A 23,531-nucleotide genomic window follows, 5' to 3' on the forward strand; every position below is an offset into this window, starting at 1 on the left:
GTCAGGCGTTAGTCCTTTGATGGATAAAACACTTGAAGCCGAACATTGAAAAGTGAAGATTTCGCATCAGATTGTTGAGAATTTCCGGAGGGCGGGGGATTTATTTTTTGTTTCACCCCCCAACTCAACGGAAGGCGAAAGCCATGAACGTTCGGATCTACTTCGCTTTGATTGCCAGCGCACGTATGCGCGAGATGTTGCCGCGCAGCGCGCAAGCGCTGCTCGCAGGCGACTGGCCACGGGCCTATGCCGCCGTGTGTGGCGTGGCCGATTGCGACGAGAAGCAACTGCTGGACCTGAGCGGCGCGAATCTGTGTGCCCTCGCCGATATCCAGGCGTTGCGCGAACTCGATGAGGAAGCTGAGCAGAGCTACGCACGTGCCCAGCGCAGTTGCCGTGCGGGCGGCGACGCGCTGCGTCTGATGTCTGCGCGTAATGCCGGCTGGCAAGCGCTGCTGCGCGACCGGTTTGCAGTAGCCCGCAACTGCTTCGTGAGCATCGTGCGCGATCGGGCTACCGATGCCGAACAGGAGATTGAAGCGCGTGTTGGGCTCGCGATCGTGGAGCATCGGCTGGGTCGTCCACATGCCGCCATGCAAGTCCTGCACAGAGCCGACCGGTCGGTCGGTGATTTAAATCCGATTTGGCGATCGATTGTTTCGTTATTAATTTCGGATATAACGCTTCACACCCGGATTCGTCGTTCTTCCGCATTATCCGATCACGTATTCTGGCAATCGGCGTGGTTAAGTGCGGAGCCGCTGACCGCGTCAATGCAGGAGAATGATTCCGTCAATGGAGATGAATTGTCATCTATCAATTCGTCTGCGTTTGAGACGGAAGGTGTGTTGATCCGTAGGTATCGTTCCTACATGCGCCATCTTCGCGAACTGGCCGACGGCGCGCGCAGTCAGGTCGAAGCGCTCAACGATCTGCTACAGACGATGCGTGCGACCGGCAGTCCGCAGATGGTCATGCACATGAAGCTCAATGTCGTGCTGGCGGCATTTGCCGGCGGTCAGGGCGAGCTGGCGTTGCGTCTGTATGACGTCAATTGCGCGCGAAGCATTCAGACTGCCACGCGGCATTCGGATCTTGAATGGCTCTACGTCAACGCCAAGCTCGCGTTTCAGCGCGGGCAGGTCCATCAGAGCATGTCGCTGTACACGACCTACACATTGCAGGCCCTGCATTGCCTGCGCACGCAGATCGTGCCGGCGCGCAGCCTCGATCCGCAGGCCGATGCCGCGCAACTCGCCCGGGGCGACGACATTGCCGCGCGCCTGCCGGCCAAGTACCGCAAGGCCTATCGCTACATTGTCGAGCACATTGCGCATAGCGAACTGACCACGCGTGAGGTGGCAGCGGAGGTCAACGTCACAGAACGGGCGCTGCAAATGGTGTTCAAGCGCTCGCTCGGCATGTCGCCCGGTGCGTTGATCCGGAAACTGCGGCTCGAAGGCATTCGCAGCGATCTGATGGATGACGCGAGCGTGACCGGTTCGGTGCTCGGCACGGCCAACCGCTGGGGCGTGACCAGCCGCTCGGCGTTGGTCAAGAGCTACCGCAAGCAGTTCGACGAATCGCCGTCGGAGACGATCAATGCATAAGCGCGCACGCCGCCTGGTCGAAAGCTGTGCGGCAAGTGTGTTGATGGCGATGTCGGTGAGCGCGGTCGCGGCCATCATCCCGTGGCGGACCACGGTGATCGACTACGCGGCCGAGCACAAGGACATTCGGGACGCCGTGCGGGATATCGGGGCCAGCAGCGGCGTTGCGGTCTGGGTGTCGCCGAAGGTGCAGGGCAGCGTGACGGGACGCTTTCACGCCAGCCCGCAGCAATTGCTGGAGCGTCTGGCGAGCACGTTCGGTTTTATCTGGTACTTCGACGGCTCCGTGCTGAGGCTCTATTCACCCGATGAAATCGTCAGCACCACGATCGGCACGGGCGCGGCGCAACCCGGCGAGCTGCGTCGCACGCTCGACCGTCTGGGCATTACCGACCCCCGTTTCCCGGTGCGGTACGACGACGATGTGCACGCGGCGCTGGTCTCCGGGCCGCCAAACTTCGTCGAACTGGTCGCCAACGCGGCGAAGCTCGTCGACCAGAGTCACTCGCAGTCGCAGGACCGTCAGGTCGTACGCGTCTTTCCGCTGCGCTACGCATGGGCGGCGGATCACGTCATCAATCTGGACGGCGAGTCGATTTCCGTGCTCGGCGTGGCCTCGATTCTGCGCAGTCTCTACGACGCGCAGACGCCGGTGGCGCGCACGGCTCAGGGGAATCGCTCGGACGCGAAACGCATGTCGAGCGCGGCGGCGGGCGGCAATGGCCCGAGTGCGCCGCGTCGCGATACGCCGGCGCCCGGGCCCGGCGGCTGGACGACCGGTTTGCCCGGCCTGCTCGGCACGCCCGGCGCGGCGGCGCCCACCACACCCTTGCCACCCGGCATGCCCGGCTCGCTGCCGCCGTCCGGCTACGGCGCCAACGCGGCGAATTCTCAGTCCGCGCCAGCCGCCGCACCGGCGAACGGGCAGACCGATATCGTCGGTTTCGACAGCCCGATCGTGCGTCCCGATCCGCGCACCAACGCCGTGCTCGTGCGGGCGAGGGCCGACGCCATGCCGGCGTTCGAAGCGCTGATCGCATCGCTCGATACGCGACCGGCCGTCATCGAGATCGACGCGAGCATCATTCAGATCTCCGACACCGCGCTGGAGTCGCTCGGCATCGACTGGCGGTTTCACAACAGCCACTTCGATTTCGAAACGGGCAACGGCCTGAACCAGCAGGCAGGCTTCCCGGATTCCATCAACCCGCAGGGCTTCGGCAACCCGAACATCTCGGGGCAGACGAGCGTGCTGGCCACGCCGACGGGTGGGGTCTTCACCGCCGTGCTCGGCAACACGGGGCGCTATCTGCTCTCGCGTATCAACGCGCTCGCGCAGACCGATCAGGCCACGATCAACGCCAGCCCGAAGGTCGCCACGCTCGATAATGTGGAAGCCCTGATGGACAGCAAGAAGACCTTCTACGTGCCGGTGCAGGGCTATCAATCGTCCGATCTTTACAGCATCTCGGCGGGGGTGACGCTGCGTGTGCTGCCGACCGTGGTCAAGGAAGGCGATGCATCGCATATCCGTCTGAGCGTGCATATCGAAGACGGCAAGGTCACCGCCGATCAGGTCGGCACGTTGCCTGTCGTGACGAACAGCACCATCGATACGCAAGCGCTGATCAACGAGGGGCAGAGCCTGCTGATCGCCGGGTACGCGGTGGACGCGAGCGAGAAGCAGGGCTCGGGCGTGCCTTTCCTCTCGAAGATTCCGTGGATCGGCGGCCTGTTCAGGTACAGCAACGACTCGGCTAAGAAGATGCAGCGACTGTTTCTCGTGACGCCACGCATCATCACGCCGCAAGGCTCGCTCGAAGACGCCGCGCGCACGGCCGAAGCCGACAAGCGGCGTGCAACGTCGTTGCAGCAAGCGGTGCAGGGCGGTCTCGAGGACGGGCGTCGTGGTCTCGACGCCGCGGCATTGGCGGCAGATGCCGCGAATGGCCGCGTGCCGCCGGTTGTCGTCGTGCCGCCAGGTCCGGCCTCGGCGACGGCTATCCCGAGCGATTCGGTCGATGCGGTGCCGCTACCGGTTCGCTGATCAGTCCGTGGAATAGCCCGTCGGTCCGTGACGCCCTCATCACGGACCGACGCGCCGGGCAAAGCCGCACGACATCAATGTGACATCAATGCGGCATCAATGCGGCATCAACTGTCGTCGTTGTCCGCCTTGAGCTGCGCGGCCCACTTCTTGCCGCTGCTCAGCATGTTCTGACCGAGTTGAAGAATCATCTGATCGAGGGCCTGCGTGACGTCGCTGCCACTGGCACCCGAGGCGCCGCCCGCGCCGGACTTGCCGCCGACGGGCGGAATGTCCATCCCGGAATCGCTGTGCTTGCCGCCTTGTGTGCCATGCGCACCGCTGCTGCCGTGCTGACTGCCCGACGGGCCATGCGACGGCTCCGATGGGCCGGAGTGATGCGTCGACGAAGAATGACTTCCCGAAATTCTCACGGTGACTCCTTTTAGGGGACGTAGAGGAGCTTGCAGCGTAGCTTGCCCCCGTGCGTGCCATGGACACGAGGCGAAGCTGCGCGGCGCAGAGCGAACCGGGCATCGGTGGTGCGCCTTCGCTAGTCAGTATTCCTATCGAGTGAGTTCCCGCGCACGTCACCGGTTTTCCCCGGCTTTCGTCGGCGCGTCGCAAAGTTCGCATTCCCGCCGTGATGCGCAAAAGGCGCTTCCGATAATCGCGTCAGGCCGCCAGGTGCGCAGTGGGTGTATTGCGGGTCCGGCGAAGTCGGTGTGACGTCACGATACGGTGAAAAACGATGAACATGCGTGTAGGAACAAGTTCTCCGGCGCTGGCCGGACTGGAGTCGGCGCTCGAAGGCGTGCAGGACGCTGTCAAGGACCTCGAGACCGAAATTTCCGGCATGCTGGGCGGTGCCGCAGGCCGTATTGGGATGCCGGGGCAGCCGCAGGCGCGTCTGGTCAATGCCGGCCCGGCGGGCGCGGAGAACCTCCAGCCGCCCCTGCACGGACAGTTCGAACATTTCGGTATCGGCCTGGTCGTGCCGAACGGCGCTACGGGCGCGGCCGCTCCCGCAACGCGCACAGCCGTGGCCGATCCCAAAGCCGCTGAAGGCAATGCCGGTGCATCGGGCACGTCGGGCGCCGGCGGCGACGACGACACCGTCAAGGACGAGAACGGCAAGCCCATTTCCATGTTCACGGCGGGCGGCTTCTACAACCCCGAGTACGCGAAAGCCAAGCTGGCGTCGATGATGGTGCCGCCGAGCGATGCCAATGGCGACGCCGGTGAAGATGACGACGACAAGGCGTTCGGCAACGCGGCCCGCACGCTCGACGCCTGGATGAGCACGAGCCCGGACATGAAGGGCAAGGGGGTGAGCGTGTCCGATCTCCAGGACATCGCGAACGGCACGGGGGTCGGCGCCGGTGCGTCGGACGATCTCAAGCAGGCCGCCAAGACGATGCTGGCCGACGGCGGCGATCGCTTCACGAAGGAGATCGCCGGCAAGGGCGGTGTCGCGCACCAGAACAACTTCGCGGACTACGTGGTCGCCGACCATGACACGCCGCTCTCCGACGACGAGATTCAGACACTCTCCGTGCTGGCCCGCCATCAGGATGCCATCAAGGGCAACACGGGCGATCTGATCAACAAGATCAACGATCCGAACACGCCGCCCGATCTCAAGGCCGCGCTGCAACAGTTCGCCTCGGACCCGATCCTTCAGCAGAAGCTCGACGCGGGCAAGACCGGCAAGCGCGACGGCTCCTACGCGCCGCAGGACGTCACCTCGCTGATCTCGCAGCACCCGGAAGTGCAGGCGTACATGCAGCAGGAAGCCGAGACGTTCACGCACAACTACATTCCGTCGGACGACACGAGCGGCACGACCCAGCCGCGCGACATGACCACGGACGACGCGCAGCACGAGTTGTTCAAGTACTCCGACTATCTGCCGAAGAACGTTTCGCAGCAGACGTTGCAGGACATCGTGAACGGGACCGGCGGCGAAGGCAAGATGCCGCCGCAGGTGATTGCCGCCGCACAGTTCTATCTCGACAATCCGGCGCAATGGCAGGCGATTGCGGGCACGGGCGGCTCGATCAAGCGTGGCGATCTGCTGGACAACATCTCGCACGGCGTTCATCTGACGGCAGACGAGACGCAAACGATCCAGACGATCCAGAACAACAGCGACGCGTTCTTCGGCAAGGGCGACATGACGCGCGACAAGCTCAAGTCGATCGCCAACGATTCGAGCCAGAGCGATGCCGTGCGCAAAGCCGCGCAGAAGATGCTGGACGACCCGGCGCTGTTCGGCATGCTCGATAACGCCACGCACGGCAACAACGGCTCGGCCCGCCACGCCGCCGACGATGGCGACATCTCGAAGGGCGATCTGAACAACTTCATCAAGAACTCGAAGACGTGGGGGCAGACGCCGCCGGCCACGCCGCCGACGCACAAACCGACCAGTGACGCCGAGAAGGCAGCGGTGGCCGCCATGCAGGCGGGTGCCATGGATCAGCCGGCGATCAAGAAGGAGAAGGGCGGACAGTTGCAGAACATCGGTCAGAAGATCCTGCATGCCTTCGCGAAGATATTCGAGGTCATCTCCACGGTGCTGAGCTTCCTCGGCAAGATTCCGGGGATCGGACCGCTGTTCTCGGCCGCGTCGATGGCCACCGAAGCGGTATCGGGACAGTTGGACGTGGCGGCGGTGGCCGCCGGTGGCGGCAGCAAGGCCGACATTCTCAAGGCGGAACGCGACGCGGCCATCGGGCTGGGTGCGGCAGCCGTCGGTCTCGTAGCGCCGGGCATGGGCAAGGTCGTCATGAAGGGCATCGTCAAGGGGGCGGAAGCCGGTGCGACGGCGGCAGCCGAAGCCGGGGCCAAGGCCGCGAGCACGGCAGCCAACGCGGGTGTGAAGGGCGCGGAAGCCGGGGCTGGCGCTGTTGCCGATGCCGGTACGAAGGGGGCGGAAGCCGCCGCGGGCAAGACCTTCTCGTTCGCGGGGCACACCGTCGATCGCAGCGCCGTGACCGACGCCGTGAAGGACGGGGCGAAGGACACCGTCAAGGACAACGTCAAGGATCAGGTCGAAAGCCAGGTCTACGGCGCGGTGACCGGTCAGAACCAGAATCAGAACAGTTGATCGCGACCGGGACGCGAGCTGGCGTCGCTGGCTCGTGTCATGCAAATGCCCCATCTTGAGGATTCCCCTCGCACCCTTCCGGGCGACAAGCCCCGGGAGGGTGCGCTTGTAATGAAACGTAATATGACACGCCGGTGAGATTTCAGATTTCGCCGGAGTGCTCAGGCAGACTGCAACGGTCCGCCTCGACAGACGCCTCCGAACCCACCGGACGGATGCGTTGTTTTCTGGAACCGATACCCGTCATCCCAAGGCTTTACCCGAGGTCGGCACGCTGCGATCAAAGCGCGGCGTCCCGTGCTGCCTGCCGAATAAGCGCCGCAAGAGAGCGCGACAGACCCGGCAGACCCAGCAAACTTTTCGCCGGGGCCGTCTGACTTGAGGATTGAGTGTGGTCATCGTGTTACTGACACGGAGCAAGACGCTGCGCGCCGTCGTTTCGGTGCTTGAACAAGGTACGGGCGATTGCCGGGTGGTCGACTTCGACGATCGTATCGAACTGATTCGTTATCTTTCCCTGCGCGCCAACGCCGATCTGGTCGTCATCGACGCCGACACCGACGCGCAAGCCATTCCCTTTCTCGCTACATGGCGCGATTGCCATGCCCGCCACGACTTGCCGATTCTGGTGACCGGGCAATACCTTTGCGCCACCGTGATGCGCGATGCGCTCGCCAGCGGGGTCGACGATATCGTCGCCGGTGCGTTGTCGCTCGACGAATTGCAGGCGCGCGCGCAACGCTGCGTGGCGCGCCGTCGCATGCACGAACTGGAATCGACGATCATCGAATACGGTGGCTATCGTTTCGACAAGGCGAACTGCCGTTGCACGCGCGAGGGCAGCCTCATCCACCTCACCGCCTATGAATTCGCGATGGCGTGGCTATTCTTCTCGCATCCCGGCGCGGTACTGAGCCGCCCGCGGATCTCGGAGAAAATCTGGGGCGACGAGGCCCGCGCACGCGAGCCAAGCGCCCTGACACGTCACATCAACCAGTTGCGCCGCAAGTTAGGCCTGTCAGGTGGCGGGCCGGTAGCGCTGCGCGCCGTCTATGCGTCCGGCTATCGGCTGGACGGTCCGCGCGACGTCAGGCACTGATCGTACCGAGCGCGCGTCGGCAATCAAGCCCGAATCCATTGATACTCACCGCTGGCGAGCTGGTCGAACATGTCGTCCGAGGACTGGAGAATGTTGTCCTGCCAGTACCGGCCATGTTCGACGTAGTGATCGAGTAGTTCACAGAGGTAGCCGCCGTTCACGTCGTGTCCGAGCGGCACGCGCACGACAAGGATGATGCCGCCGGTGGTCGGATTCACACCGAGTTGTGCCTGGTCCTGCGCGTAGACGGTGAGATTCGCCTCCAGCATGAGGCGGTAAATGCGCAACGTCCGGCCGCCGCTCACGATCCCGTATTCGAAGTCGAGATAGATCGCCTCGGGATCCTGCTCGAAGAAATCGACGGCCACTTCGAACTCGTTGACGTTCAGACGCCCGGCCTGGACGATGCCGTTTACGTCGGGAATCTCCAGCAGCGCGCAGAGTTCTGCGAGCAGTTCGTTGCGGCGTTCCAGGCTCATCGGGGCATCGGGGTCGTCTCTCGCCCGCCAGACTCGGGGCGTGTGCGAGGCAAAAGGGGAGTGGCGAAAGTCGTCGTCGCAGACATCGGGCGGTACAACGAAAGCGCGGACGCCCGGGGCGTCCGCACAGTACTGCGATGGGCGGCGTGGGCGCGCGACTTGTGGCCGCGCCCCGACGTCGCGCCGATCAGCCCTGCGTCAGGCTCTTCATGTTCTTGGGGCCCGCTTCACGCAGCTGCGCGTACGTGGTGGCCAGGTTGATCTCGTTTTCGGCTTCGGCGGCGGCGTTGATCTGGGCGATCGCGCTTGCCGTGTCCATGCCGGTGTTACCTGCGGCGCCTGCTGCACCTGCGGCGGCGGCACCTGCGTTCATGCCAGTGCTGAATTTGCTCATGATAAAACTCCTCTTTCGACTCGAACCGAACAATAGTGAGATTGCCGGCTTACCCGCCGGTCGGGGTGCTACTCCATTGACGACCGACGCGCGTTACCTGCGCCCCGGTCGAAACCCTTACATGCCGCGCAACTTGTTGCAGATCGTGGCAGCGGCGATCAGGCCATCGGCCACCATGTGTCCTTCGTTGCGCTGAAGCGGCTCGGCGCAACGCACCGATGCCTGCGTGACCGTTTGCGCCACTTCGCGCAGCGTCGCAACGCTATTCTCGATGCGGGCATCGAGCGGGTTGGCCGCCACGAGATCGTTGATCCTGTCGAGGGCGGCGCCGACTTCCGGCGTAATCGCTTCAAACATCTTCGTACTCCTGATTCATGAGGACTGCTTTTCGGCCTTGTTCGTCATCGATACCTGCGATCGATCCGGCCTGTCTTTTCACCATCGTCACGGTGGCGACTTCGTGAGGCGCTACTGCGCATTCAACGAAAAACGCTTCGTCCCGTCGGTCTGTTCCACGTACTGCACGCCCGCCGAATCGAGCATCGCGCTGACATTGCGCAGCGGGGCTTCGCTCGCGCTCAACGATGTTTCGATACCGGCTATCGCGCCTGCGTAATCTCGTTGCACCTGCGCCAGACGCGTCGTCGTTCGGTTCATGTCGACGACTGCACCCGTCACACGAAAACGTCCGCTGCCGAGGTATTCCACGCTCACGCCGCTTTCACCGAGCAGCGCGCGAATGTCTTCTGCCACCTGCGCGGCCACGACCACTCGCATGTCGACGCCCTCGGCATCGAGCTTCGAGAGTCGATGGCTGAGTGCGGTCGCCTGCTCGGCTGTCGCCACGACACCCTTGACCACCAACCGTCGCCCCTGACGCTGCACGCTCAGATCGTCCAGCCCAAGGGTAGCGACCACCTGCTTTACAGCATCGAGCGACGCGTCGGCCGATACGGGGCGCACGCTGGCTTCCGGGGCGGCGACGGCACTGCCATCGCGCACGCCGAACCACGTCAGACCGCCCGCGCTCAATACCACCACCGTCATGGCGAGCGACACATTTCGCCACCCGCGCCGTGCGTCGGGTCGTGCCGACGCTCGTTCGCCGGGTACTGCCGCGTCGCTCGTCGCCGCAGCGCCATGCGTCACGGCGAAATGTTGCTGGAGCAGTGCGGCGTCTGTCGGCCACGCATCGTTGTCGGCACCGAGGCAGAAAACGATGTCGCCGAACTGGACCGGCACCTTCTCTTGCAGCGGAATCGTCTGCGGCGAACCGTTCTCTGCCGTCAGCGTCAACCACATCGATCCGTCGCCCGGCAACGTCAGTGTGCCGTCGGGGCCGGGCCAGTCGCTGATCTGCACCTGCGCCTGCTCGCTGCAACCGATTGCCGTCCTGCTTGCAAACAAATTTATCTGAGCGCCTGCGTGTATTCCGGTGAGAATCCGAATTCTTTGGGTCATTTGCGAAGTCCTTCGGCGGCAGGAAGACGCTCACGCGTAGCGGCCTGAAAACGGGCCTGACGAATACCGCGCTGCGATGCCCGCATCGGTGCGGCGAGCCCGAGCATCATGAGCGGCAGCAACAACAAAAAGGAATCCTGACCATCGTGTCCCGGCGTCTTGCTGCCCGATGGCACCTGACGGATCGCTTCCACCAGGGCATGCCGCACCGCTCGCAACGTCGCGTAGCGACGCGACGCGGGGCCCTCCGCAACGGGCATGGCAAGGGCGTGAGCGATGATGCTTGTGGCTTCCCTCAGTGCGTCTCCGGGTGTCGACGTGTGGCGCGACGCGCGATACCGATTGCCCAAGGCAAGCAAGGCTTTCGCGGCGAGCGTGCTGATCTCTTCTTGCGTGGCCGGACGAGCGAACGCATCGACGGCCGCGGCGTGAGTCGTTCGCGCGAGTTCGCTCGGGCTGAGTTTCAGCGTGCGGGCAAACGTTGGCGTGACGCGAGAAGCTTCCGCGGCTGACTTCGCTGTCGTCTGCGACGGCGAGGCCAATTGCTCTGCCGCATGGCTCATCGCCCGCAGCGAGGCTTCACGACGATTATCACGTTCGCGATCCTTCTGGTCGCGTTCGTTACCGCTGTCGCGCGCGCTGACTTGCACTATCAAGCGCTCCAGCGCCTGCTCCTGCGCTTCGATCGCTTCCCATCGGAGCGCTTCGTCCTCGTCGGACGAGTCCATCTCCTGCGGCGATTCCGGATCGGTGCTGGTTGCGGCCCCGCGTCGTTGCGTCTTGCGACGATGCGTCGACGGATGATGCTGCGCGAGCTGATGAAGCTCTTCAAGCAGTTCGTGAGCATCGGGCGTGTGCGCCGGATCGTGCGTGCCACGTCCGCGACGTCGCGACGTATTGTTCGTCGACGTGGCGTGGTGGTGGTGATGGTGATGCGCACCGGACGTCGCGGGCGATGTCGTGCCGGCCGCCGGGGTATCGTCGCCCGTGGGGACGGCGATCGGCGCCATACCGGGCAGGTTCGAGATCACCTTCATGCGAACACCACGTTCAGAATGGATTTGGCAAAGGCTACGACCGTGGAGGCGCCCCATGACGCCGTCGCCAAAATCACCACGGTGACGACGATCAGCTTGGCGACTTGCGAGATGCTGGCGTCCTGGAGCGACGTCACGGCCTGAATGAACGAGATGAACAGCCCGGCGAATGCCGCAGTGAGCACCGGGGGCAGGGAGACGAGCAGGCAGACGGTCAGCGCACCGGTCGTCAACTGGACAATGTTCTCGTAATCCATCGCATCACTTGTAGGTTGAGATCAGGCCGTGCAGCAACACGGACCATCCGTCGAGCACGACGAAGAGCAGCAGCTTGAAGGGAATCGACACGTTCGTCGGCGTGACCTGTGACAGCCCGAGCGCGATGAGCACGTTCGCGATGATCAGATCGACCACGATGAACATCAGGTAGATCAGGAACCCGATCTTGAACGATGCCGTCAGCTCGCTCGTCATGAAGGCGGGGCCAAGCACGATGAGGTCGTCGGGGCCGAGTTTGTCGGCGAGCGCAGCCGGCCAGATCTCATGTGCGGAGCGCAGGAAGAACGCCTTGTCGCGCTCGCTCGCGTGCTTCGAGAGGAACTGACGCATGGGCTCGCGCGCCGCGTCGAAGACCTGCACGGCGTTCGCACCGCCGTCTGCCGCGAGATCGTTCGTGCCCTTGAATGCCGTCATGCCGATGGGCGCCATGATGAAGCACGACAGAATCAGCGCAATGCCGTTGGTGACCGTCGACGGCGGTACTTGCTGTGCGCCCAGCGCGTTACGCAGCAGACCGAGCACGATCACGATCTTCGTGTACGACGTCACGACCATCGCGACGAAGGGCAGCAGCCCCAGCGCGAGGAGCGTGACCAGCAGCGAGGCGAAATTCAGGCTGGTGTTCATGCCCGGGCATCCATATGCGTGATCTGCACGCCGAGATGCTCGCCGATGGCAACGAGTTCGCCGTGCCCGACGGTTTGACCGTGAACTGTCAGGCGAACCTGAGCGCAGGCGGCGGCATTCGGCAGTTCCAGCAGATAGCCGGGTTGCATGCGGGCGATATCGGCGAGCGTCAGATCGAGCGTGCCGACTTCGAGGTGCAGCGGTACGACCAGACCGGCAAGCGGGTTGCCCGACGCCACGACACCGACAGGAGAGGTGTCGGGCGCGGTGTCGGCGCTCGGCATCGCGTGGATACCGGTATCGATATCGGTGTCGGTTGCGGTGAGTCGGGCGTCCGGTGCCGTGTGTGCGTCGAATCCTTCGGACATGTCGTCTCCGGCATGCCAGTCCGGCAGGTCAGCGTTGAAATCGGTCGTCATGGCAAATGGGGACGTTAGGGTGAGGGAGGCGCCAAGGCGCATCGCGTAGGCGACCCATCCCGTGGCGCCCGAAGCGTTCGTCGGCGCCGCGTCGGGAAGCCAGATCGACAGCGGGGCATCTTGCGCGGCATCGGGCGGCAGCGGATCGTGCCAGCCGAACAGCACATCTCCGGGACGCAGCGAGGCAAGCAGCGAAAGCGCGACTTTCTGGCGAGAGAGGCACAGCCGGCAGGGCAGGCATAAGGTGTCGATGGCATCGACGGCATGCACGACGTCAGGCCGCGTGGTCGTCTGCACGAGATGGATGCCGGCGAGCGCATCGGCAAAGGTGTCGTCCACCGACTCGATGGCGCCGGTGATCTCGCCGTCTCGCGTAGCAATGGGGAGCGCCTCATCCGCCAGCGGCGCGTCGTCCCATTCGCATTCGCGCACGACGAGCCCGGCGATGCCCGCCCGGCGAAGCGCTGCGAGATGGACGTCGAGATAAAGGTTGACGAGTATGCGTGCGCGCAGCGTGTCCGGGTCACGCGCCATCGCGGCCAATGCCGGCGCGCGGGACAGGTCGACACGCAGACGTAGCTCGCCGAACGCGCTCCCGAGCACGAGGCGGGCCAGTGCGCCGGACCTAAGCGAGGCCGGTCCCGTCGACACCTGCAAGCCGTACGTCGCGTCGCGCACCAGCCAGCGCGCGACGCTGGCGAGCGCCGGGCGGTAGCGTCGCAGTGGCAGCGGCGAAGGGGTGGGGGACAGGGACGGCGTCGTGTTCATGAAGCGGATCGGTGGCTGCTGACGAGCGTGTCGCCGTTCAGGCTGACGGTGACGGCGCGGCCGGTGCGGTGGAAAACGCGCTGTGCGAGCTGCGCCGCCTGATCCGAGAGTAGAGCGACCGACTGACGGTGTTCCGTCTCGAAGCGAAGCGATAGGGCGCCACCCGAAAGTTGAAGTTGCACACGTGTGTCCGGCAGGATCGCCGGGTTGAGCGTCAGGACGATCTCGCGAGGTGTGCTCACAGGGTCCGTGCGTTGGGTCATGGCCTGCGCAGACGTCGTGCGATGCGCGGTCAGCGCCTGCGTGAGCGCATCGACGATAGCGGGTAGCCCGAACGCATTGAAGCGTTGCGCCGCGTTTGCGGCTTCGACGGTGGACGTGGTGTCGTCCAGTCGCTGCGGCACGCGGCTGTCGCCGAACCGTTGACGATCGGCCGGCATCGCCGACACGCTGATTGGCCCTTCGATGCGCGCAGGCGGCATGGCTTCGTCGGGTTGCTCGGCGTCTTGCGCTGCCGGTGCCTGCGTGGCCGATGCCCCCGACACGCCCGTGCGACGGGGCTGCGTGCGTTGGGGATGGGGACGATGGTGAGGCGTGCGAGCGGTGCCGGGGGACGCGTCCGCGGTGGCCATCATTCGCTCGCGGGCGTCGTTTTGCTGCCAAGGCAAGGCGCCGTCCGGCGTGATGCCGGTGAGTGCGTCGTCGCTTTGGCCGCCAGGTGGTCGCTCGTCTTCTCCGCCGTGCGGCTTCTCGTCTTCGCTGGCGATTCCGTCGGGCGTCCCAGTGTCGTCGGGCGTCGGCCCGCGACGCATCAACAACTGGCGAAATCGCCCCGCAGCCTCCCCGTCGGCAGCGCTGCGGGGGCGCGGCAGTTCGGTCGTCGTCGCCTCATCTGTGGCGGGTGCATGCAAGATCGCACCCTGAAGCCGTATCCGATGGTTCATGGTGATGTTCAGATCGACAACTGACCGACCATGCGCAGGTCGACTTCGCCGTTCAGCTCCTGGAACGAATACACATTCATCCAGTGGAAGCGCTTTTCGATCAGACGCCGGAAGTAGCGGCGGATGTCGGCGGCCGTCACCACGGAGAGGTTCTCCGGCGGGCTGTCGGTTGCCAGTTCGGCGAGACGCCGCACGATCGCTTCGATGAGATGGGGTTCGAGCGTGAGGAAGTTACCTGCCGGTGTGGGCTTGATCGCTTGCCGAATGGTCTGCTCCAGCGACTGATCGAGCACGATGGCGGGCAGGCGGCCTTGTCCCTGCGCCGCGCGGTGCGCGATCATCCGGCCCAGATCGCTGCGCACATATTCGGTGAGCATGATGAGGTCTTTTTCCTTCGGTCCCCATGCCACCAGACTTTCCATGATGGCGCGGATGTCACGGATCGGCACCTGCTCTTCGAGTAGTCGGCGCAGGACTTCGGCGATACGCTGAACCGGTGCCGCTTTCTGCACTTCCGTGACGAGATTGGGATAGTCGGGCGTGGCGCGCTCCATGATCCACTGCGTTTCCTGAACGCCGATGAAGAGCCGCGCTTCGCGTCGAAGCATCGTCACCACGCACTTGCTGATCTGCACTTCGCGCGAGTCGGCGGAGGTGGCAGCGCAGACGTCGCGCGCGACCGGCACATCGTGTATGAGCACTTCGAACTCGTCGTCCGCGAAGCTTTCGTCGGCCCAGAACACGATGCCGGGGAAGGGCAGGCCGAGTTCGTCGGTGACCGCGCGGCGGCCCTTCTCGAACGCTTCGTTCAGCACAGTGCTGTCGATCTGCGTGGCGAGCGACGTTGAAAGCTTGACGGCGAGCGGTGCCGCGAACGACGGGGCGTGCCGCAGCATGTTGCCCGCCAGCTTCTTCGCGCCTTCGCGCTGCAACGAGGCGAGCGCTTCGCCATCGGTGCGGGCATTGCGTTGCAGATGCGCCCGAACGGCACGCCCGCCGATGAAGATGGCGGATGCGAGTACGAGGAATATCGTCGACGGAAAGCCCGGCACGAGCGCGAAACCGCACAGCAGGATCGATGCCGTCCACAGGGCGCGCGGACTGGTGGAGAGCTGTGCGGCGATCTCCATGCCCAGCGAGCGGGGCTTGTCGTGGTCGTTCGCCACGCGCGTGATCATCACGCCGGCGGCCACGGAGATCAGCAGCGACGGGATCTGCGAGACCATGGCGTCGCCGATGGATAGCACGGCAAAGCGCGATGCCGCCTCGCCGGCCGTCATGCCGTGGTAGGTCACGCCGATCACGATGCCGGCCACGATGTTGACCATCGTGATGACCAGCCCCGCGATGGCGTCGCCCTTGACGAACTTCATCGCGCCGTCCATGCCGCCGTGCAACTGACTCTCGACGGCGAGCAACGCGCGGTGTTTGCGCGCTTCCTCGCCCGTGAGGTTCCCGGCGCGCACGTCGGCGTCGATACTCATCTGCTTGCCGGGCATGGCGTCGAGCGTGAATCGCGCACCGACCTCGGCCACGCGCTCCGAACCCTTGGCGATCACGATGAACTGCACCGTCGTGATGATCAGGAACACGACCAGACCGACGACCAGATTGCCGCCGACGACCAGCTCGCCGAAGCTCTCGATGATGTGTCCCGCGTCGGCATGCAGCAGAATCGACTTGGTCGAGGCGATGTTCAGCGACAGGCGCAGCAACGTCGTGAAGAGCAGCAGCGAGGGAAACGACGAGAGCGACGTCGCGCTGGGCACATACATGGTGGCGGTCAGCAGCACCACGCTGAGGGTGATGTTCACCGAGAGCAGCATGTCGATGAGCAGCGTGGGCAGCGGCAGGATCATGAGCGCAACCACGGCCACGATCAGGGCAGCGATGGCGACTTCACCGGAGTAGCGATGGACGTTGGTTTTCATGTCGGCGTGAACCTCGGCGGCGTGAACCTCATGCGAGCAGACCCGAGCCACCGGGCTGCGGTAGCTGGCTGACCCAGATCAGGACTTCGGCGACGGCGTCGAACAGCGGATCCGGTACGGCGTCTCCCAGCGGGACTTCATAGAGCGCACGCGCGAGCGGCGGCGCGGGCACGATCGGCAGACCGATGGCTTCGGCATGGGCGCGCATGCGCAGTGCGTCGTCGTCGAGCCCCTTGGCGATGACACGCGGCAACCCGTGTTCTTCGGGGGCGTAACGAATCGCCACGGCGTAATGCGTCGGATTCACCACGAGCGCGTTCGCCTGCGACAGCGAGGCCTTCGGCGGCTCATTGAGCAGTTCCTTGGCGAACGCCTTGCGCTTTTGCTTGATCTCCGGGTCCCCTTCGGACTCCTTGCTCTCGCGTTTGACCTCATCCTTGGTCATGCGGTGATCGCGAATGAACAGCCAGCGCTGGATGCCGTAATCGGCGACCCCGAGCAGCAGCGTGACAAAACCGCCGATGGCCATGAAGCGGCACAGCAGCGTCCAGGCGATGCTCGCGGCGGCGAACGTCGACTGATAAACCAGCCCGGCGGCGGCGGGCATGAGCAGCCACGTCACCTTGTAGAGCACGGCAACGAGCACCACCGCCTTGATCGTCATCTTGATCAGGTCGATGAACGAGCGCAGCGAGAACATGCGCTTGAGGCCGGCGCCGGGGTTGATCGCGTCGAATTTCGGCGTGAGCGGCTTGAAGGTGATGTTGACGCCGACCTGCGATACCAGCCCGATGACGGGCACGAGAAAGGCGAGGGCGAGCATGGGCAGGAGGACCCAGGCGGCCTGAATGCCGATGACGCGCATGGCATCGAAGATGTCGTAGCTTTGGGATCCGACATGACCGACGTCGAACGCAATCACGAACATCTGGCGCAAGTGATCGCCCTGAAACCCGGGGGCGAAGTCGAGCACGGCAGCGCCCGCGAGAAAGAGCAGGGCGGCAGGCAGGTCGGTGCTCTTGGGCGACTCCCCGTCCTTCTTCGCCTGCTCTAGCTTCTTTTCTGTGGGCTGTTCGGTTTTTTCATCGGACATGGGCACGATGTTGGTCGATGCCTTGCGCGTGACTCGAACGCAATGCGAAGTCGCGATGCGCTCCGCGAAGCGCCCGGTAAGGGAAAGTGAGGATTTGTGCCCCGGGGGATAGGCGTTCGCACCGGGCGACGATAGTTCGCATTGCGCTACGTAGCCTCCCCGGTGGCACGGCTATCGTGGGTGGCATATGGCTGACGCTCACGATGCGCGTGTGACGTCGGCGCGGTAACCACCCACGGAGGCGAGCGTGCTCGAACTGACGTCCTGTCCGGATAATCTGGTATCCGGTCTTATCGAACTGCTCGTGACGAGCGTCAACAAGGAATACCTCAACGAAGCCGAGCGCCTGCTCGCGGCGCTGCATGTGATGCGCCCGCGCTTTCGCGAACTGCACGTGTATGACGTCTGGCTGCTGATGGGGCGCAAGAAGTACACCGAAGCGACGCAATTGCTGCGCGAGCTGGAGAACCAGCCGCTTCGCTCGCCGTATGGCGCCTATGTGAGCGCACTCACGGCCATCTGCCTGTTCTCGCTGCGCGACCCCTCGTGGCGCATCTATGCCAACGAAGTCCTCGCGCGCAACGAGGATCAGGAGTCGGTCAACCTCGTGAGCCTGCTCATGGGCAAGCGTAAGGAAGCCGAGCCGTCGGCCACCACGACCGGCGACGTGTCGCCGTTCGCCACCATGCATTTCATGCGCGCCTGATCGCGCCGAGCGAGGCAGTCCATGGCTATCGTGCCTGTGAAGCCGGTTCCACCCGTTGCCGCATTGGCCGCGCAAAGCGCTGTCTCGGCCGTCGGCCCGGGGGCCATGCCCGTCGCCCCGTCGGGCACCGGGCCCGCCGCGTCGATGCCGCCACCGGCATCCGCCGAAATGGAAGCGCGCTTTCGTCAGTCGATGGCGAATGCGGCGCTGGAGCGCCCCGGTAACGTGGGCGGCGCCCATACGTCGGTCGCCGCGCAGATGGTGGCGAGTCAGGACGATGCCGTCAATCGTGTATCCGCCGACGTCGCCCACTTTCAGGCCGAGGCCGGTGAGATGGACACGCGTGAACTGACGGCGAACATGGTGCGTCTGCAATTCGAAATGGCCGAGACGATGGCGCGCATCGAGTTGGGGGTGGGCTTCGCGCAGGGCGGCAAAGGGGCCGTGCAGAACCTGATGAAGAACCAGTGACATGACGCAAGCCGTTGCGCCCCGTGGGCGCCTGAAGTGGAAGGTGCTGGCGTTAGCGCTGGTGTTGTTGCTCGCGGGATGCAACAAACAGTTGTATTCCCAGTTGAGCGAGAGCGACGCCGACGACATGCTCACGGTGCTCTACGAGCAGGGCATTCGTTCGGACAAGCAGTCGCCGGACAACGGCAAGTCCTGGACCGTGAGCGTGGCGGACGAAGACTTCGCCGCAGCCGTGCAGGTGCTGCATGCGCACGGCTTGCCGCACGACAAGTACGCCAACCTCGGCGAGATGTTCAAGAAGGACGGTCTGATTTCCACGCCGACGGAAGAGCGGGTTCGGTTCATCTACGGCGTGTCGCAGCAGTTGTCGGCGATGCTCTCGCGAATCGACGGGGTGTCCTATGCGAGCGTGCAGATCGTGCTCCCGAACAACGATCCGCTCTCGACCGTCGTCAAACCCTCGTCCGCAGCGGTCTTCATTACGTATCGACCGAATACCGATGTCGCGTCGCTCACGCCCAACATCAAGAATCTGGTGATGCACAGCGTCGAAGGGCTGACGTATGAGAACGTCAGCGTGACGTTTGTGCCTGCGGCCACGGCGAATGCGGGCAATGTGCGCCGTCGCGACACGGGGGCCTTCCCCGCGTGGGCGATCGCGGCGTTGGCGGGTGTCGTGCTGGCGGGCCTCGGCGTGGCCGGCTTCGTGCTGCGCCATCGCATCGCCGGGTTGCTCGGCGGCAGAGTCGGTGCGAAGCGGGCTGCCGATGCAGACACCACGACGCCAGAGGATATCGAAGGCGCCTCGGGTGCTTCCACGCCGTCATGATCGGGCAACGTGCCCCCGGCAGCGCCAGTGTGATGGCGCCGGATGTTCCAATCGAGGTGCTGTTGGACGCGCTGCAGCATTTCGAGCAACGCTTGCGGGAGCTTGCCGGGCGCGCCCTATCCGGGGTTTCGGGCGTGGTATCGCAGGGCGGCGGAGCGTGGCGGAGCGCCGCGGCGCTAACGACCGTGTCGTCCGCGACGTTCCTTTCGCCCGCCGCACGACTGGCCGTCGCCGATGACGCGCGACTCTCGCGGGCGCTGGCGATGCGTGCGCTGTACGCGCGCGGCGCGCAGGTACGGCGTTGCGTGGACCGGGACCGGCTCATGACGTTGCGTAACGCCGTGGGTCACGAGGCTTTTACGCGGCTGTTGACCATCGCGCCGGTGAATGGCGCGGTCGAACCAGCATGGCCTGCGGACCTGACGGCGCAAACGCTGATCGTCGACGGCCTGTCGCGCCTGTGCCATCCGGGCGGTATCGACGACCCGTCACTGCTGCGCCTGCTCTCATGGCGTCTGGATGGGGCTGGCCCGTTGCTGTCGGGCGCGCTCGACGCCGATACGGAACTCGCGGAACTCGCCCGCGAGACCGCTCGATTCTTCACCGACTTGCCCTCATTGCTACCCGAATTCGTATGATCGTCTGGCTGAACGCTCCGTCCCATGACACACCCCGTATCGGGCTGGGTCAGCGCGTGTTGCGTCGCGAACAGGTCGCGAGCGTGATGGATCTCGACGCCGCGCTGGCACAGGCACAGGCGTTGCTCGATGACGCCCGTCAGCAGGCGCAGGCGCTCGTCTCGAACGCTACCGTGCTCGCCGCACAGATCGACGACGAGGCCCGCGAACGATATGCGCAGGCCGAGGCGGCCGGGCACGACGCGGGTTTCGCGCAGGGAATCGCGGCGGCACATGCCTCGATGCAGGCGCGCGTTGAAGATCGCCGGGCGACGATGCAGCAGATGGGCGAGCGTCTTGCCGGTGTCGTGTGCCGTGCCGTCGAACAGATCGTGGGCGACGCTGGTCGTGAAGCCCGCTTGCGCACGGTGCTGGCAACGTTGCATCGCATGATCGATGCGCAGACGCATCTGGTGCTGCGTGTGCATCCCGACGACGTCGAACTTGCACGGACCTCGCTGCTCGAGATGAGCGCGGCAACGGATTGGCGTGGCGGCTTCGACGTCGTGCCGGACGACGGCGCGCAACCTGGCGATTGCCGGTGCGAGTGGGACGACGGCATGCTCGATGCCAGCCTTTCGATGCAGCTCGATGCCTTGCAGCAAGCGCTCGGCCATGCGGTCGAACGCATGGCGGTTGCCGAGTCCGCCGATTCCATCGATCCCGTTGATGTCAGCGACATCAGCGACGCCGGCGATCCCGCCGACACTTATGCGGAGTCATACGACGCATGAACGAGGTGCGCCACGCCCCCGAAGCCCCGCCCATCGACCGCTGGTTCGGCGATGCTGTCGACGCGCTGCCGTTCGGCAAACGCTACGGCAAGATCGCGGAGATCACGGGCACGCTGATTCAGGTCACCGGGCTCGACGCCTGCCTCGGCGAACTCTGCACCTTGCTCGATAAGGACGGCACCGTGCGCCAGCGGGCCGAAGTCGTCGGCTTCAGCCGCGACCGGCTGTTGCTTGCGCCGTTCGGCAACATGATCGGCCTGTCGCGCGAAACCCGTGTCGCGGGCACTGGCAAGCCCCTGTCCGTGGGCGTGGGCGATGCATTGCTGGGCCGCGTGATCGACGGACTGGGTGAGCCCATCGACGGACTCGGCCCCTTGCGCGTGACGGAGTCGATCTCCATTCACGCCAACGCGCCGGACCCGATGCACCGGCGCATGATCGATACGCCCATCGCGACCGGCGTGCGTGCCATCGACGGCCTGACCACCTTCGGCGAAGGCCAGCGCGTGGGGATCTTCGCACCCGCCGGCGTGGGTAAAAGTACGTTGCTCGGCATGCTCGCGCGCGGCACCGAGGCGGATATCAACGTGATCGTGCTGATTGGCGAGCGGGGCCGTGAAGTTCGCGAATTCATTGAGTTGACGCTGGGCCCCGAAGGCATGCGCCGCTCGGTGGTCGTGTGTGCGACGTCGGATCGCTCGTCCATCGAGCGGGCGAAAGCCGCCTACGTGGGAACCGCCGTTGCCGAGTACTTCCGCGACCGTGGGCTGCGCGTGCTGATGATGATGGATTCGCTCACCCGCTTCGCTCGTGCCCAGCGCGAAATCGGTCTGGCGGCGGGGGAGCCGCCGACCCGGCGCGGCTACCCGCCGTCGATCTTTGCCGAATTGCCGCGGCTACTCGAACGCGCCGGCATGGGGAGCACCGGCTCGATCACCGCGCTATACACCGTGCTTGCGGAAGACGAGTCGGGCAGCGACCCGGTGACGGAGGAAGTCCGGGGTATTCTCGACGGCCACCTGATTCTGTCGCGCGACATCGCGGCGCGAAATCGCTATCCGGCGATCGACATCCTGAACAGTCTGAGCCGGGTGATGTCGCTGGTGGCGCATCCCGACCACCAGACGGGCGCCGGGCACATGCGCAAGCTGCTCGCGCGCTACAACGAGATCGAAACGTTGTTGCAGGTCGGCGAGTATGCCGCTGGCGCCGATCCGCTCAGTGACGAGGCGCTGGCGCATCACGATGCGCTTGAAGCGTTTCTCGGGCAACGGGTCGACGACCTCACGCCGTTCGAAGAGACGCTCGGGACCATCGCGCAATACGCCTACGGGGCCTAAGTCATGGCCGCCAGTCTGCGTGCCTGGTCGACGGTCGTACGGGTGAAGACGCGTCACTGCGAGCGCGCGCAGACGGCGGTGGCAGAGGCATCCGCCGTGCTGACGAACGCGCAGCAGACGGCCGCCGACGCCGAGGCGCAGCGCGACGCCGTGCAAGCCCGGCTGGACAACACGCAGGCCGTGTGGGCGCAGTCGATCCACGATAACCCCGTGTTCTCGCCGGAAGACTGGCTGCGTCACGACCTTCGTCTCAAGGATCAGGTGGCGATGCTCGGACAGGCCGAGCAGCAATGCGCGCACGCGCAGGATCGCGTTGCGGCGGCGCAAGCCGGGGTGACCGAAGCGCAGCAGGGGCTGCGGCGTGCCGAAGCGTCGCGAGACGCCTGCATCGAGGCGCGCGACGCTCTGGTGCGTGAAGCCGCGCTCGCCGCAGAAATGGCGATGGACGACGAGAGCGGCGAGGTGGCCGCCGCTCGCATCTATCGCGCCCGCCAACGCGCGAGAACCTCCCGCACCTGATCGGCGCTCACGCGACTTGTCCTTAATTCATCCGCAACGACTCGGCCATCTCACATCGTCCCCATGCTCGATCTGACCTCCTTCTTCAACGCGCTTCAGGGGCTGCACTCGAATGTGGAAGGCCTGCTGTACATGATCGCGCTGTCGAGCATACGCGTGCTGGTGCTCTTTCTCGTGCTGCCGCCGACCGGCTCGCAGGCCATTCCCGGACTGGCGCGTGCGGGCATCGTCTATTTGCTGACGGGGTTCATTGCAGCCGGGCAGTCGCCTGCCGACTTCGATGGCTTGTCCGCCGGCATGCTCCTGATGCTCACGCTCAAGGAGAGCCTGATCGGCTTGCTGATCGGCTATGCGAGCGCGTCGATCTTCTGGATCGCGCAGAGCGCGGGCGTGATCATCGACGACCTGACCGGCTTCAACAACGTGCAGATGACCAACCCGCAGCAGGGCGATCAGAGCACGCCGGTGTCGAACCTGTTGCTGCAACTGGCCAGCACGCTCTTTTACGTAGCGGGCGGCATGCCGGTGGTGCTGGGCGTGGTGTTTTCGTCGTTTCACTGGTGGCCGCTGGCGTCCACGCTGCCTGACTTCCAGACGCGCGCCATTGAACTTGCGATCACGACCGGCGGCGGGGTGACGGATACGGCCGTGCGTCTGGCTACGCCGATCATGCTGGCGCTGGTGCTGGTCGATGTCGGACTCGGGATCGTGGCGCGCGCGGCGGGGAAGCTCGAACCGTCGTCGCTCAGTCAGCCCGTGCGCGGCTTCATCGGGGTTCTGATGCTCGCGACCATGACGCTGGCCGTCGCGGATCAGGTGCGCGACGCGCTGCATCTGCACGGCTTCTCGGAACTGATGCAGAACCTCTCGACGCCGGCGGGTACGGCGGGTACGGGCGCCGCCGGGGGCGCGACGACAGCCCCGGCGACGCGTTGACGGCGTCGCCGGACTGTCGAGCCGACAAGATTCGGGGCCT

Annotated in this window: 25 protein-coding genes; 12 read left to right on the top strand and 13 right to left on the bottom strand. The window is 64.9% G+C overall.

Going from position 1 to position 23,531, the window contains the following annotated elements; genetic code table 11:
- Window positions 1-8 precede the first annotated feature (8 nt).
- Window positions 9-587 (bottom strand): hypothetical protein, encoded by a 579-nt coding sequence (locus C5N93_RS25215; protein WP_242561427.1) that lies wholly within the window; start codon window positions 585-587, stop codon window positions 9-11.
- A gap of 285 nt (window positions 588-872) precedes the next feature.
- Between C5N93_RS25215 and C5N93_RS25220 the strand changes: the two genes are divergently transcribed.
- Both C5N93_RS25220 and sctC read left to right on the top strand, forming a co-directional pair.
- Window positions 873-1,610, top strand: coding sequence for a helix-turn-helix transcriptional regulator (locus C5N93_RS25220; RefSeq protein WP_242561428.1), 738 nt, complete (start codon window positions 873-875; stop codon window positions 1,608-1,610).
- Window positions 1,603-3,657 carry a type III secretion system outer membrane ring subunit SctC gene (gene sctC, locus C5N93_RS25225; RefSeq protein WP_242561429.1) on the top strand — a complete coding sequence of 685 codons (2,055 nt, stop codon included), beginning with the start codon at window positions 1,603-1,605 and terminating at the stop codon, window positions 3,655-3,657. Before C5N93_RS25220 ends, sctC begins: the two co-directional genes overlap by 8 nt.
- Window positions 3,658-3,764: 107 nt before the next feature.
- On the opposite strand, the gene C5N93_RS25230 is transcribed toward sctC, so the two are convergent.
- Entirely contained in the window at window positions 3,765-4,070 is a 306-nt protein-coding gene (locus C5N93_RS25230) for a hypothetical protein (RefSeq protein ID WP_242561430.1), read from the bottom strand.
- A gap of 317 nt (window positions 4,071-4,387) precedes the next feature.
- On the opposite strand from C5N93_RS25230, the gene C5N93_RS25235 reads away from it, so the two are divergent.
- On the top strand, window positions 4,388-6,748 hold the full coding sequence (locus C5N93_RS25235; RefSeq protein WP_242561431.1) for an HrpF/NolX family T3SS translocon protein: 2,361 nt from the start codon (window positions 4,388-4,390) through the stop codon (window positions 6,746-6,748).
- A gap of 391 nt (window positions 6,749-7,139) precedes the next feature.
- Window positions 7,140-7,847 (top strand): response regulator transcription factor, encoded by a 708-nt coding sequence (locus C5N93_RS28510; protein ID WP_242561432.1) that lies wholly within the window; start codon window positions 7,140-7,142, stop codon window positions 7,845-7,847.
- Between the two features lie 23 nt (window positions 7,848-7,870).
- Here the strand turns inward: C5N93_RS28510 and C5N93_RS25245 are convergent, their stop codons facing one another.
- The 11 genes from C5N93_RS25245 to sctU all read right to left on the bottom strand — a co-directional run bounded on the left by C5N93_RS25245 (window position 7,871) and on the right by sctU (window position 17,279).
- The gene (locus C5N93_RS25245; RefSeq protein ID WP_242561433.1) at window positions 7,871-8,326 is read right to left on the bottom strand and encodes a CesT family type III secretion system chaperone; all 456 of its coding nucleotides are present in this window, start codon (window positions 8,324-8,326) and stop codon (window positions 7,871-7,873) included.
- Between the two features lie 187 nt (window positions 8,327-8,513).
- The gene (locus tag C5N93_RS25250; RefSeq protein ID WP_069341196.1) at window positions 8,514-8,720 is read right to left on the bottom strand and encodes a hypothetical protein; all 207 of its coding nucleotides are present in this window, start codon (window positions 8,718-8,720) and stop codon (window positions 8,514-8,516) included.
- Between the two features lie 117 nt (window positions 8,721-8,837).
- Complete coding sequence (locus C5N93_RS25255; protein WP_242561434.1) at window positions 8,838-9,077, bottom strand: hypothetical protein; 240 nt, start codon at window positions 9,075-9,077, stop codon at window positions 8,838-8,840.
- 111 nt (window positions 9,078-9,188) lie between these two features.
- Window positions 9,189-10,181 (bottom strand): hypothetical protein, encoded by a 993-nt coding sequence (locus C5N93_RS25260; RefSeq protein WP_242561435.1) that lies wholly within the window; start codon window positions 10,179-10,181, stop codon window positions 9,189-9,191.
- The gene (locus tag C5N93_RS25265; RefSeq protein ID WP_242561436.1) at window positions 10,178-11,218 is read right to left on the bottom strand and encodes a hypothetical protein; all 1,041 of its coding nucleotides are present in this window, start codon (window positions 11,216-11,218) and stop codon (window positions 10,178-10,180) included. Before C5N93_RS25265 ends, C5N93_RS25260 begins: the two co-directional genes overlap by 4 nt.
- The gene (gene sctS, locus C5N93_RS25270; protein ID WP_069341200.1) at window positions 11,215-11,475 is read right to left on the bottom strand and encodes a type III secretion system export apparatus subunit SctS; all 261 of its coding nucleotides are present in this window, start codon (window positions 11,473-11,475) and stop codon (window positions 11,215-11,217) included. The genes C5N93_RS25265 and sctS overlap by 4 nt, the downstream gene beginning before the upstream one ends.
- 4 nt (window positions 11,476-11,479) lie before the next feature.
- Entirely contained in the window at window positions 11,480-12,124 is a 645-nt protein-coding gene (sctR, locus tag C5N93_RS25275; RefSeq protein WP_069341201.1) for a type III secretion system export apparatus subunit SctR, read from the bottom strand.
- Window positions 12,121-13,311 (bottom strand): type III secretion system cytoplasmic ring protein SctQ, encoded by a 1,191-nt coding sequence (sctQ, locus tag C5N93_RS25280; protein WP_242561437.1) that lies wholly within the window; start codon window positions 13,309-13,311, stop codon window positions 12,121-12,123. Before sctQ ends, sctR begins: the two co-directional genes overlap by 4 nt.
- A complete protein-coding gene (locus C5N93_RS25285) occupies window positions 13,308-14,255 on the bottom strand; it encodes a type III secretion HpaP family protein (protein WP_242561438.1) in 948 nt (315 codons plus the stop codon). Before C5N93_RS25285 ends, sctQ begins: the two co-directional genes overlap by 4 nt.
- Window positions 14,256-14,263: 8 nt before the next feature.
- The gene (locus tag C5N93_RS25290) at window positions 14,264-16,186 is read right to left on the bottom strand and encodes an FHIPEP family type III secretion protein (protein WP_242561439.1); all 1,923 of its coding nucleotides are present in this window, start codon (window positions 16,184-16,186) and stop codon (window positions 14,264-14,266) included.
- A gap of 28 nt (window positions 16,187-16,214) precedes the next feature.
- Entirely contained in the window at window positions 16,215-17,279 is a 1,065-nt protein-coding gene (sctU, locus tag C5N93_RS25295; RefSeq protein ID WP_069341205.1) for a type III secretion system export apparatus subunit SctU, read from the bottom strand.
- A 247-nt stretch (window positions 17,280-17,526) separates the two neighbouring features.
- Between sctU and C5N93_RS25300 the strand changes: the two genes are divergently transcribed.
- The 8 genes from C5N93_RS25300 (at window position 17,527) to sctT (ending at window position 23,491) form a co-directional block, all read left to right on the top strand.
- Entirely contained in the window at window positions 17,527-17,985 is a 459-nt protein-coding gene (locus C5N93_RS25300; RefSeq protein WP_069341206.1) for an HrpB1 family type III secretion system apparatus protein, read from the top strand.
- Window positions 17,986-18,006: 21 nt separating this feature from the next.
- On the top strand, window positions 18,007-18,456 hold the full coding sequence (locus C5N93_RS25305; protein WP_242561440.1) for a hypothetical protein: 450 nt from the start codon (window positions 18,007-18,009) through the stop codon (window positions 18,454-18,456).
- A 1-nt stretch (window position 18,457) separates the two neighbouring features.
- The gene (gene sctJ / locus C5N93_RS25310) at window positions 18,458-19,285 is read left to right on the top strand and encodes a type III secretion inner membrane ring lipoprotein SctJ (RefSeq protein ID WP_242561441.1); all 828 of its coding nucleotides are present in this window, start codon (window positions 18,458-18,460) and stop codon (window positions 19,283-19,285) included.
- Entirely contained in the window at window positions 19,282-19,923 is a 642-nt protein-coding gene (locus tag C5N93_RS25315) for a type III secretion protein HrpB4 (RefSeq protein ID WP_242561442.1), read from the top strand. The genes sctJ and C5N93_RS25315 overlap by 4 nt, the downstream gene beginning before the upstream one ends.
- Window positions 19,920-20,696, top strand: a complete 777-nt coding sequence (sctL, locus tag C5N93_RS25320) for a type III secretion system stator protein SctL (protein WP_242561443.1) — start codon at window positions 19,920-19,922, stop codon at window positions 20,694-20,696. The genes C5N93_RS25315 and sctL overlap by 4 nt, the downstream gene beginning before the upstream one ends.
- Window positions 20,693-22,036 (top strand): type III secretion system ATPase SctN, encoded by a 1,344-nt coding sequence (sctN, locus tag C5N93_RS25325; protein ID WP_242561444.1) that lies wholly within the window; start codon window positions 20,693-20,695, stop codon window positions 22,034-22,036. The genes sctL and sctN overlap by 4 nt, the downstream gene beginning before the upstream one ends.
- Window positions 22,037-22,039: 3 nt before the next feature.
- The gene (locus C5N93_RS25330; protein ID WP_242561445.1) at window positions 22,040-22,555 is read left to right on the top strand and encodes a hypothetical protein; all 516 of its coding nucleotides are present in this window, start codon (window positions 22,040-22,042) and stop codon (window positions 22,553-22,555) included.
- Between the two features lie 63 nt (window positions 22,556-22,618).
- Complete coding sequence (sctT, locus tag C5N93_RS25335) at window positions 22,619-23,491, top strand: type III secretion system export apparatus subunit SctT (RefSeq protein ID WP_242561446.1); 873 nt, start codon at window positions 22,619-22,621, stop codon at window positions 23,489-23,491.
- Window positions 23,492-23,531: the final 40 nt, after the last annotated feature.

This window comes from Pandoraea sp. LA3 (assembly GCF_022696215.1).
Lineage (GTDB): Bacteria > Pseudomonadota > Gammaproteobacteria > Burkholderiales > Burkholderiaceae > Pandoraea > Pandoraea capi.

Excerpts from the sequence above, each read along its gene's own strand:
- C5N93_RS25245 (WP_242561433.1), bottom strand. The coding sequence starts at position 8,326 with ATGAGCCTGGAACGCCGCAACGAACTGCTCGCAGAACTCTGCGCGCTG.
- C5N93_RS25260 (WP_242561435.1), bottom strand. The coding sequence starts at position 10,181 with ATGACCCAAAGAATTCGGATTCTCACCGGAATACACGCAGGCGCTCAG.
- C5N93_RS25265 (WP_242561436.1), bottom strand. The coding sequence starts at position 11,218 with ATGAAGGTGATCTCGAACCTGCCCGGTATGGCGCCGATCGCCGTCCCC.
- sctR (WP_069341201.1), bottom strand. The coding sequence starts at position 12,124 with ATGAACACCAGCCTGAATTTCGCCTCGCTGCTGGTCACGCTCCTCGCG.
- sctN (WP_242561444.1), top strand. The coding sequence starts at position 20,693 with ATGAACGAGGTGCGCCACGCCCCCGAAGCCCCGCCCATCGACCGCTGG.
- sctQ (WP_242561437.1), bottom strand. The coding sequence starts at position 13,311 with ATGAACACGACGCCGTCCCTGTCCCCCACCCCTTCGCCGCTGCCACTG.
- C5N93_RS25250 (WP_069341196.1), bottom strand. The coding sequence starts at position 8,720 with ATGAGCAAATTCAGCACTGGCATGAACGCAGGTGCCGCCGCCGCAGGT.
- sctL (WP_242561443.1), top strand. The coding sequence starts at position 19,920 with ATGATCGTCTGGCTGAACGCTCCGTCCCATGACACACCCCGTATCGGG.
- sctT (WP_242561446.1), top strand. The coding sequence starts at position 22,619 with ATGCTCGATCTGACCTCCTTCTTCAACGCGCTTCAGGGGCTGCACTCG.
- C5N93_RS25330 (WP_242561445.1), top strand. The coding sequence starts at position 22,040 with ATGGCCGCCAGTCTGCGTGCCTGGTCGACGGTCGTACGGGTGAAGACG.
- sctJ (WP_242561441.1), top strand. The coding sequence starts at position 18,458 with ATGACGCAAGCCGTTGCGCCCCGTGGGCGCCTGAAGTGGAAGGTGCTG.
- sctU (WP_069341205.1), bottom strand. The coding sequence starts at position 17,279 with ATGTCCGATGAAAAAACCGAACAGCCCACAGAAAAGAAGCTAGAGCAG.
- sctC (WP_242561429.1), top strand. The coding sequence starts at position 1,603 with ATGCATAAGCGCGCACGCCGCCTGGTCGAAAGCTGTGCGGCAAGTGTG.
- C5N93_RS25290 (WP_242561439.1), bottom strand. The coding sequence starts at position 16,186 with ATGAAAACCAACGTCCATCGCTACTCCGGTGAAGTCGCCATCGCTGCC.
- C5N93_RS25285 (WP_242561438.1), bottom strand. The coding sequence starts at position 14,255 with ATGAACCATCGGATACGGCTTCAGGGTGCGATCTTGCATGCACCCGCC.
- C5N93_RS25305 (WP_242561440.1), top strand. The coding sequence starts at position 18,007 with ATGGCTATCGTGCCTGTGAAGCCGGTTCCACCCGTTGCCGCATTGGCC.
- sctS (WP_069341200.1), bottom strand. The coding sequence starts at position 11,475 with ATGGATTACGAGAACATTGTCCAGTTGACGACCGGTGCGCTGACCGTC.
- C5N93_RS25315 (WP_242561442.1), top strand. The coding sequence starts at position 19,282 with ATGATCGGGCAACGTGCCCCCGGCAGCGCCAGTGTGATGGCGCCGGAT.
- C5N93_RS25255 (WP_242561434.1), bottom strand. The coding sequence starts at position 9,077 with ATGTTTGAAGCGATTACGCCGGAAGTCGGCGCCGCCCTCGACAGGATC.
- C5N93_RS25215 (WP_242561427.1), bottom strand. The coding sequence starts at position 587 with ATGTGGACGACCCAGCCGATGCTCCACGATCGCGAGCCCAACACGCGC.
- C5N93_RS25235 (WP_242561431.1), top strand. The coding sequence starts at position 4,388 with ATGAACATGCGTGTAGGAACAAGTTCTCCGGCGCTGGCCGGACTGGAG.
- C5N93_RS25220 (WP_242561428.1), top strand. The coding sequence starts at position 873 with ATGCGCCATCTTCGCGAACTGGCCGACGGCGCGCGCAGTCAGGTCGAA.